This is a genomic window from Streptomyces sp. NPDC058741 (genome assembly GCF_042746715.1).
Classification (GTDB): Bacteria; Actinomycetota; Actinomycetes; order Streptomycetales; family Streptomycetaceae; genus Streptomyces.
This window is the reverse complement of record NZ_JBHYQH010000074.1, coordinates 1-9,101: the sequence shown is the minus strand read 5'-3', so window position 1 is coordinate 9,101 and position 9,101 is coordinate 1. Positions and strand designations below refer to the sequence as shown.

Genomic DNA, 9,101 nt, shown 5'->3' with positions numbered 1-9,101 from the left:
CTCCCGAACGGCTACCGGCTCACCGTCGAGGCGTTCCAGTCCCTGGGCCGCGTGCTGGGCAGCGGCGACGGCAGCCACCAGCTGCACCACCTCCTGGAGGACGCCTTCGTCCCCACCCCGCCCGCCCGGCTCACCCCGGCGCACAGCCATCCCCCACCCCTGCACACGAGGACGGAGAACCCCATGGCGGGCGCCATCCACGCCACGGGTCTGGTGAAGACCTTCGGCGAGGTCCGGGCCGTGGACGGAGTAGACCTGGACGTGCCGGAAGGCGGCGTGCTCGGACTGCTCGGCCCCAACGGAGCGGGCAAGACCACGACCGTGCGGCTGCTGACGACGCTGCTGCGGCCTGACGCGGGCACCGCGAGCGTGGCGGGTCACGACGTGGTCCGCGAGCCGGACCGGGTCCGGCTGTCGATCGGGCTGTCGGGCCAGTTCGCGGCTGTCGACGACCGGCTGACCGGCCGGGAGAACCTCCGCATGATCGGCGAACTGTACGGGCTGCGCTCGCGTGCCGCCCGGCAGCGGGCGGACGAGCTGCTGCACCGGTTCGACCTCACCTCGGCCGCCGACAGGGTGTCGAGCAGCTACTCCGGCGGCATGCGGCGACGGCTCGACCTGGCCGGGGCCCTCGTCGTGCGGCCCTCGGTGATGTTCCTCGACGAGCCGTCGGTCGGGCTGGACCCGACCAGCCGGCTGATGCTGTGGGACGCCATCGAGGACCTGGTGGCCCAGGGCACCACGCTGCTGCTGACCACCCAGTACCTGGAGGAGGCCGACCGCCTCGCCCGGGACCTCGCCGTGGTCGACCGGGGACGCATCATCGCGCGGGGCACACCACGCGAGCTGAAGGCGCAGGCGGGCGGGCAGCGCATCGAGGTGGTCGTGTCCTGGCCCGAGCAACTCGACGCCGCCGCGGACCTGCTGGCCCGTTTCGGCAGTCGCGCCCCGGACGTGGACCGGCCGCGCGGCACGGTCTCCGTGCCCGTGAACGGCGGGGTGGGGCTGCTCACCGAGGTCATCGCCGCCCTCGCCGCCGAGGGCGTCGCACTCACCGACATCGGACTGCGGCGCCCCACGCTGGACGAGGTCTTCCTGGCCCTGACCGAGGACACCCCGCGGGACACCGGGCGCGCGGCGGTCGGCGCCGGCGCGCCGAGCGAGAAGGAGTGATGAACGTGTCGGCGACGGCACCGCCCGTACCCGAACTCAGGCCCGGCACGGCCGCCAAGTCCGTGCGCGACGTGCTGGTGGTGACGCGGCGCAACGTGATCCGGTCGGTGCGCATACCCGAGGTGCTCATCCTCAGTCTGGTGCAGCCCATCGTCTTCGTGCTGCTCTTCGCGTACCTGTTCGCCGGTTCCTTCAGTCTGCCCGGGGCCGAGGGCGCCGCCGCGTACCGCGAGTACATGATGCCGGGGTTCTTCGCGCAGACGATCGCGTTCGCCACCGCCAGCAACAGCAGTGTCAGCATGGCCAACGACGTGCAGAGCGGCATGGTGGACCGGTTCCGCTCGCTGCCGATGGCCCGCAGCGCGCTGCTCACCGGCCGGACCGTCGCGGATCTCGTGCAGAACGTCATCGTGGTGGCCATCATGGTGCTGAGCGGGCTGCTGGTCGGCTGGCGCATCCACCACGGACTGCTCAGCGCCCTGGCGGGATTCGCGCTGCTGCTGCTCATGGGATACGCGCTGTCGTGGGTGGGTGTCGTGATCGGACTGTCGGTCCGTGCCCCGGAGGCGGCCGCCACCAGCAACTTCCTGTGGCTGTTCCCGCTGACGTTCCTGTCGAACGCGTTCGTGGCGCCCTCGACGCTGCCGACGGTGCTGCGCTGGGCCGCGGAGTGGAACCCGCTGAGCGCGACCGTGCAGGCGGCACGCGAGCTGTTCGGCAACCCGGGCCTCAACGCCACGGGTTCCTGGCCCGCCGAGCATCCCGTGCTGGTGTCGGTGGCCTGGTCGCTGCTGATCGCCGTGGTGTGCAGGACGCTGGCGGTGCGCCGCTACGTTTCGGCCGGCTCCTGAGGAGAGACCCGTGACCGCGGACGCCACGTTCCGGGCGGAGTTGATACGCCCGGTGCACGAACTGCTCGCCGGGCACGCGTCGCGCAGCCCCGACCGGACCGCCTTCGAGGACGCCCGTCGCGCGGTGACCTGGGCCGAGCTGGACCGGCGTACCGCCCGGGTGGCCGGCCATCTCGTGGAGCTGGGACTCGCACGCGGTGCGTCGGCGGTGATCCACCTGCCGAACCGGGTGGAGGCGGTGGAGAGTTACCTCGCCGTCACCCGGGCAGCCGCCGTCGGCGTACCGCTCGACCCCGGGTCCACCGACGCGGAACTGGCCCGCCTGCTGGACGACTGCGCGGCCCGGCTGGTCATCACCGGCGCGGCGCAGCTGTCCCAGGTGCGCCGGGTGCTCGCGGACCGGCCGGGGACCTTGGTGGTCCTCGTCGGACAGGAGGGTGAGCCGGGCTTCGCGGAGGCGGCCGGCCTCGCGGAGGGGAGCGGCGAGACGCGCCTCTGGGAGGACCTGGCGTCGTCGTGGTCGCTGCGCCATCCGCCCCGTGACGACCTGGGCCTCGACGAGCCGGCCTGGCTGCTCTACACGTCCGGGACGACCGGGCGCCCCAGGGGAGTGGTGTCCACGCAGCGGACGTCGCTGTGGGCGACCGCCTCCTGCAACGCGCCGCTGCTGGGGCTGTCCGCGCGGGACCGGGTCGTCTGGCCCATGTCGCTCTTCCACGCGGTGGCGCACAACGTGTGCGTGCTCGGTGCCGTGGCGGTCGGTGCCTCGGTGCGCCTCACGGACGGGCCGGCCGCCGACGAGGTGCTGCGCCGGGCCGCGCAGGAGGACGCGACCTTCCTGGTGGGCGTGCCGACGATGTACCACCGGATGGTGGAACTCGCGCGCTCCGCCCCGGTCGCGGTCCCTCGGCTGCGGGTGTGCATGGTGGTGGGCTCGTCCTGCCCCCAGTCCCTGCACGAGGCGTTCCGCTCCGTGTTCGGCCTCGCCCTGCTGGACAGTTACGGCTCGACGGAGACGGGCGGCGCGATCACCACGAACCTGCCGCAGGGCCCGTACGTGCCCGGTTCGTGCGGTGTGCCGCTGCCCGGGCTGACGCTGCGGCTCACGGACCCGCGCACCGGCGAGGAGGTGGAGCGGGGGGCCGAGGGCGAGGTGTGGGTGTCCGGTCCGGCGCTGATGCTGGGCTATCACGGGCAGCCGGAGGAGACCGCGAGGGTGCTCTCGGGGGGCTGGTACCGCACAGGTGACCTGGCCCGTCAGGACGCGGACGGATACGTGACGATCACCGGCCGGCTCAAGGAGCTGATCATCCGGGGCGGGGAGAACATCCACCCGCGCGAGGTGGAGCAGGTCCTCGTCCAGGTGCCCGGCGTCGCGGACGCGGCCGTCGCGGGCGTCCCCCACGAGACGCTCGGCGAGGTCCCCGTCGCCTACGTGGTGCCGGAAGCCGGTGGCGTGGACGTGGAGGCGGTGCTGACCGCCTGCCGTCGGCAGTTGTCCGCGTTCAAGCTCCCGGAGGAGATCCACGAGGTCGCCGAGGTGCCCCGCGGACCGGCCGGGAAGATCGCCCGGAGACTGCTGGCGGGGCTGCCGGCGCGACCGTTGTGGCGACGGCACCGGCAGGATGCGGAACCGGCGTCGCGCTTCTCCTCCGCCGCCGTCGGTCTGGGCCTGGACGACGGCGGCCATCCACTGCTGTCGGCGGTGGTCGAACTGCCCGGGCGCGACGAGCTGGTGTGCACGGGCAGGGTCACCGCGGACGGGGGCGACCCGACCGTGCTGCGACGCGCGGACGGCAGGGCGGTGCTCGCCGGAGCGGCACTGCTGGACCTGGTGCTGCACGCGGCGGGCCGGGCCGACTGTGCCCGGGTACGGGACCTGGTGGCGGACGAGCCGCTGGTGCTGCCGCGCCACGGCGGTGTGCAGCTGCGGGTGTCGGTCGGCGTGCCGGGGACCGCCGGGACCAGGCGGGTGACGGTGCACGGGCGGCGGGACACGCACGGTGCCGCACGCCGCCCGTGGATCCGGCTCGCCACGGCGACGGTCGCACCGGCCCCAGCGGCGGAACCCGGCGCCGGCCCGTCCGCGTGGCCGCCGCCGGGCGCCCGCCGGATCAGCGCGGACCGCGCCGCCGGGCTGCCGGAGGCCGCACGGACGCCCCGCGCGGTGTGGCGGCGCGGCGACGAGGTGTTCGTCGAGGTGGCGCTGCCGGACTGGGTGACGTCACCGGACCGTCACGCGCTCCACCCGGCGCTTCCGGACACGGCGCTGACGGCGGCGCTGCGGGTGGCCCGGGAGACGGCAGCGGACGGTGCCGGACCCGTGGCGGCGGTGTGCTGGCGGGAGGTGATCCTGCACGCCACCGGCGCGTCCGTGCTGCGTGCGCGGCTGCGCCGGACGGCGGACGGCCGCTGGGACCTGGAGGCGGCCGACGGCGCCGGGGACCCGGTACTGAGCGCGCGTGCGGTGACCTGCGCGGCGTTGCGGGGCGAGGACGTACGAGCGGCGTCGGCGGCCCAGCAGGACGCCCTGTTCGAGGAATCCTGGCACCCGTACGAGCTGCCGGTGCCGCCGGTCCGCCCGCTCCGGTGGGCCGTGGCCGGTCCGGACGCGTACGGACTGCGCGCGGCACTGAGGTCGGCGGGCCGCCCCAGCGAGGGGCATCCCGATCTGCCGGCGCTGCTGCGCGCGGTCGGGGAGGGGGCGCCCGTCCCGGACGTCGTGGTCGTCTCCCCCGCTGCGCGAAGCGACGCGGACCCGGCGGGCGCGGTGCGTGCCGCGGTCGGGGAGGCCCTCGCGTGGGTACGGCACTTCGCCGACCCCCGGCTGGCGCGGACGCGGCTGGTGGTCGTGACCCGGAACGCGGTCGTCACGGGCGGCGAGCCGGTGCCGGACGTGGGCGCGGCGGCTGTCCGGGGTCTCGTCGGCGCCGCGCAGGACCGGGCGCCGGGACGCTTCGTCCTCCTCGACACGGACGGCGGGACGCGTTCCCGGTGTCGCGTCGAGGCCGCCGTGGCCTGCGGCGAACCACGCCTGACCCTGCGCGACGGCAGGGCTCTCGTCCCGCGCGCCGCACGCGTCCCGGCCGGTCCCGCGGCCGTGGCCACCGGACGTACGGCCCTGTTCGCGGGTGCCGAGGCGCAGGGGGCCGCCGAGGCACTCCTCTCCCGGAACGGAGGCGGCGCCGGTCCGGCGGCGGCCGGGACGCTCCTGACGGGCCCGTTCGCGAAGAACGCCGCCGACCGGCTCGCCCTGGACGCCGGGACGGCCGAACTGCTGCGCTGGGACCCGGTGGACCCGGCCGGGACGGTACGGGCGCTGCTCGACGGCGCGCCCCGCACGGTGCTGTTCACCGCGGCCGTGCGCGCCGACGGCCCGACGACGGACCCACGGGCCGACGTGGAGGCCGCGCTGCGTCCGGTGGTCGACCCGGCGCTGGAGCTGGTGCGGTCGGCACCGGGACGCGGCCTCTCCTCGGTCGTGTTCGCCACCCCCGCGCCCGGTGCGGCCGGCCTCGCGGACGCGGCCGTGGCCGCGGTGTTCGACGTGTGGGCCCGGGCCCTGCGGCAGGCGGGTGTGCCGGCGGTGTCCCTGCGCGGCCCCGCGGGAGCCTCGGACGAGGCCGTGGACCTTCTCGCCGCCGCCGTCGCCACGGGACGGACGGCGCTCACCGCGGAGCGACCGGACCTGTCCGTGCCGCGTGCCCCGGGACCGCTCACCGCGACGGCCGCGCTGCTGCGGGGCACGATGGGCGGGACCGTACGGCGAGCCGCGCGGGACTCGGCCGCCGACCCGGGCGGGCTGCGCCGCCGGCTGGCGGCGCTGACCGCCGCCGAGCAGGAGGCTGCCCTGCTGTGGCTGGTGCGGGACCGGTTCGCGTCGGCGCTCGGACCCGCCGCGGCCGGGCGGATCCCCGCGGAGGCGCGGACCCGCGACCTCGGGTTCGACTCACTGACCGCGCTGACCGCGCGCGACGCGTTGGAGTCGGCGACCGGCCTCGCCCTGCCGCCGTCGGTCGTCTTCGACTTCCCGACCCCCGCGGGACTGGTCCGCCACCTCCGCAGGGAACTGCTCTCCGATTGAGGCGGGCGGTGGGGCACGCCGGCGGTGCGTGCCCCACCGCACCGCCGGGCGTGGTGCACGGGCGTGAAGGGGTCTGCGCCGGGCCCCGCCACAGGCATGCCCGGGGGGCGTCCGGGCCGGTCAGGGAGGCCCGACGGTTCTAGAGAAAGACCTAACGCGCCCGCGCTCATACTGGCCGCGTGGGCGGGGGAAGGTTCCCCGCCGTTCGCGTGCCCGGCGGCCCGGACCGCCAGAGTCGTGCGTCTCCGTTGCCCAGGTGATTGGAAGTCGAGCGTCGTGACTGAGAAGCCCCGTGTTGCGCTGGTCCGGCCGCTGCATGAGATCCTCGCGGACCACGCGCGAACCCGTCCTGACGCGCGGGCCTTCCAGGACAGCCGCCGATCCGTCACCTACGGCTCCCTCGAACGGCGCACCCGGTCCCTGGCCGGCCACCTCGTGGCGCGCGGAGTGGGCCGCGGCGACCGCGTCCTGCTGCGGATGGGCAACCGGGTCGAGATGGTGGAGAGTTACCTCGCCGTCACGCGGGCGGGAGCCGTCGGCGTACCGGTCGACCCGAAGTCCTCCGACGCGGAGCTCACCCACCAGCTCACCGACAGCGGAGCGCGCACGGTGATCACCGGCGTGGCACAACTTCCGCAGGTGGAAAGGACGTTGCGGGGCGTCTCGCTGGACGGTGGCCTGATCGTCGTCGGCGCCGACGGGCCCGTGCCCGGCGCCACCGGCTTCGAGCACCTCGCGGTCACCGAGCCGGCCGCCGAGGCGCGGGACGACCTCGGCCTCGACGAGCCGGCCTGGATCCTGTACACCTCCGGCACCACCGGGCGGCCGAAGGGTGTGGTGTCGACCCAGCGCACGTCCCTGTGGGCCACCGCCGCCTGCACCGCCCCGATCCTCGGACTGTCGGCGGACGACCGGGTGGTGTGGCCCATGCCGCTCTACCACGCGGCGTCGCACAACATCGGCGTCCTCGCCACGCTGGCCGTCGGCGCGTCCGCGTACATCCTGGAGGGCTCGGCCCCCGACGAGATCATCGGGACCGTCCGCAGCGAACGGGCCTCCTTCCTGGTCAACTCGCCCAGTACGTACCGCCGCATGGTCGAGCTGGCACGTGAGGACGGCGTCGCCCTGCCCGGGCTGCGGGTGTGCATGGCGGCCGGTTCCGTCTGCCCGCCCGAGCTGCACGAGGACTTCGAGGCCACCTTCGGCATCCGCCTCGTCGACAGTTACGGCAGCAGCGAGACCGGCGGCGCCATCACCACCCAGACGCCGGAAGGGGAGCGCGCCCCGGGATCGTGCGGAACGCCGCTGCCCGGCCTGACGCTCCGCCTGAAGGACCCCCGCACCGGTGAGGAGGTGACCGCGGGTGAGGAGGGCGAGATCTGGGTGCACAGCCCGGCCACCATGGTCGGCTACCACAACGACCCGGACGCCACCCGGGCCGTCCTCGTGGACGGCTGGTACCGCACCGGTGACCTCGGCCGCCTGGACCGTGCCGGTCAACTCACCATCACGGGACGGACCAGAGAACTCATCATCCGGGGCGGGGAGAACATCCACCCGGCCGAGGTGGAGCGGGTCCTCACCGGGGTACCCGGCGTGGCCGAGGCGGCCGTCGCGGGCAGGTCCCACGCCGTACTCGGTGAGGTGCCCGTCGCCTACCTGGTGCCGGGGCCGGACGGCCCCGACGGCATCGACACCGCACGGCTGCTGGAGAGGTGCCGCCGGGAACTCTCCTACTTCAAGGTGCCCGACGAGTTCCACGTCGTCGACGCCATCCCCCGGACGGCGAACGGCAAGACAGCCCGACGGCTCCTGGCGGACCTGCCCACCACGCTCCTCCTCGTCAACCCGGCCGTGACCGCGCGGCCCGGCAGCGGCGGCGCGGACGCCACCGGCACGGCCCCCGCCGTGTCCCCGGCAGCCGACGGCCCCGGCCTCTCCGCCGCCAGGCACGGGCTCCTCACCCTGGTGCGTACCGTCATCGCCGACGTCCTCGGCCTGCCGTCCGCCCAGGACGTGACCGCCGACCGGCCCCTGCACGAACTCGGCTTCGACTCCCTGGCGGCGGTGACCCTGCGGGACCGTCTGTCCGCGGCCACCGGCCACCGCCTGACCGCCGCCGTGGCCTACGACCACCCGACTCCGCAGGCCCTCGCGCAGCATCTCGAGGGGTTGGCCCAGGGCGGCTCCGGCACCGGAGAGCAGGTGCCGGGGGCCTCGGCGGCGGAACCGGACGAGCCCATCGCCGTCGTGGCGCTGGGCTGCCGCCTGCCGGGCGGCACCCGGACGCCGGAGGAGTTCTGGACACTGCTCATGGCGGAGACCGACGCGGTCGGCCCGCTCCCCGAGAACCGCGGCTGGGACCTCGACCGCCTCCTGGACACCGAAGGGGAGGGCGGCGGCACGTCGTTCGCCCGTCAGGGCGCCTTCCTCGACGGAGCCGGGACCTTCGACGCCGCGTTCTTCGGCATATCGCCGCGCGAGGCGCTGGCGATGGATCCGCAGCAGCGGCTGCTCCTGGAGACCGCCTGGGAGACCTTCGAGCGCGCCGGCATCGACCCCACCACCCTGAAGGGCAGCCGGACCGGCGTCTTCGCCGGTGTCATGCACGGAGGCTACGGCCCCGGCCTGTACGACCGTTCCCCGCGCGACCTGGAGGGCTACCTCGGCAACGGCGCCGCCGTCAGCGTCGCCTCCGGCCGCATCTCCTACGCGCTGGGGCTGCAGGGGCCGGCGATCACGGTGGACACGGCGTGCTCGTCGTCGCTGGTGGCGATCCATCTGGCGGCGCAGTCGCTGCGCAACGGGGAGTGCTCCCTCGCCCTCGCCGGCGGCGCCACCGTCATGTCGACGCCCGGTGCGCTGGTCGAGTTCAGCCGCCAGGGTGCTCTCTCCGCCGACGGGCGGTGCCGTGCGTTCGCGGACGGGGCGAACGGCACGGGATTCGCCGAGGGCGTGGGCCTGGTGCTCCTGGAACGCCTGTCGGACGCCCG

General features: G+C 75.1%; 4 protein-coding genes. All 4 read left to right on the top strand.

Annotation, left to right across the window (positions count from 1 at the left end; all coding sequences use genetic code 11):
• The first annotated feature begins 183 nt into the window (after window positions 1-183).
• The gene (locus tag ACFW6P_RS31230; RefSeq protein WP_386359594.1) at window positions 184-1,173 is read left to right on the top strand and encodes an ATP-binding cassette domain-containing protein; all 990 of its coding nucleotides are present in this window, start codon (window positions 184-186) and stop codon (window positions 1,171-1,173) included.
• Window positions 1,173-2,024: an ABC transporter permease gene (locus ACFW6P_RS31225; RefSeq protein WP_386359593.1), complete on the top strand. Its 852-nt coding sequence runs from the start codon at window positions 1,173-1,175 to the stop codon at window positions 2,022-2,024. Before ACFW6P_RS31230 ends, ACFW6P_RS31225 begins: the two co-directional genes overlap by 1 nt.
• Before the next feature lie 10 nt (window positions 2,025-2,034).
• A complete protein-coding gene (locus tag ACFW6P_RS31220; RefSeq protein ID WP_386425645.1) occupies window positions 2,035-6,108 on the top strand; it encodes an AMP-binding protein in 4,074 nt (1,357 codons plus the stop codon).
• A 276-nt stretch (window positions 6,109-6,384) separates the two neighbouring features.
• On the top strand, window positions 6,385-9,101 hold a 2,717-nt coding region (locus ACFW6P_RS31215; RefSeq protein ID WP_386425642.1), incomplete at its 3' end, for a beta-ketoacyl synthase N-terminal-like domain-containing protein.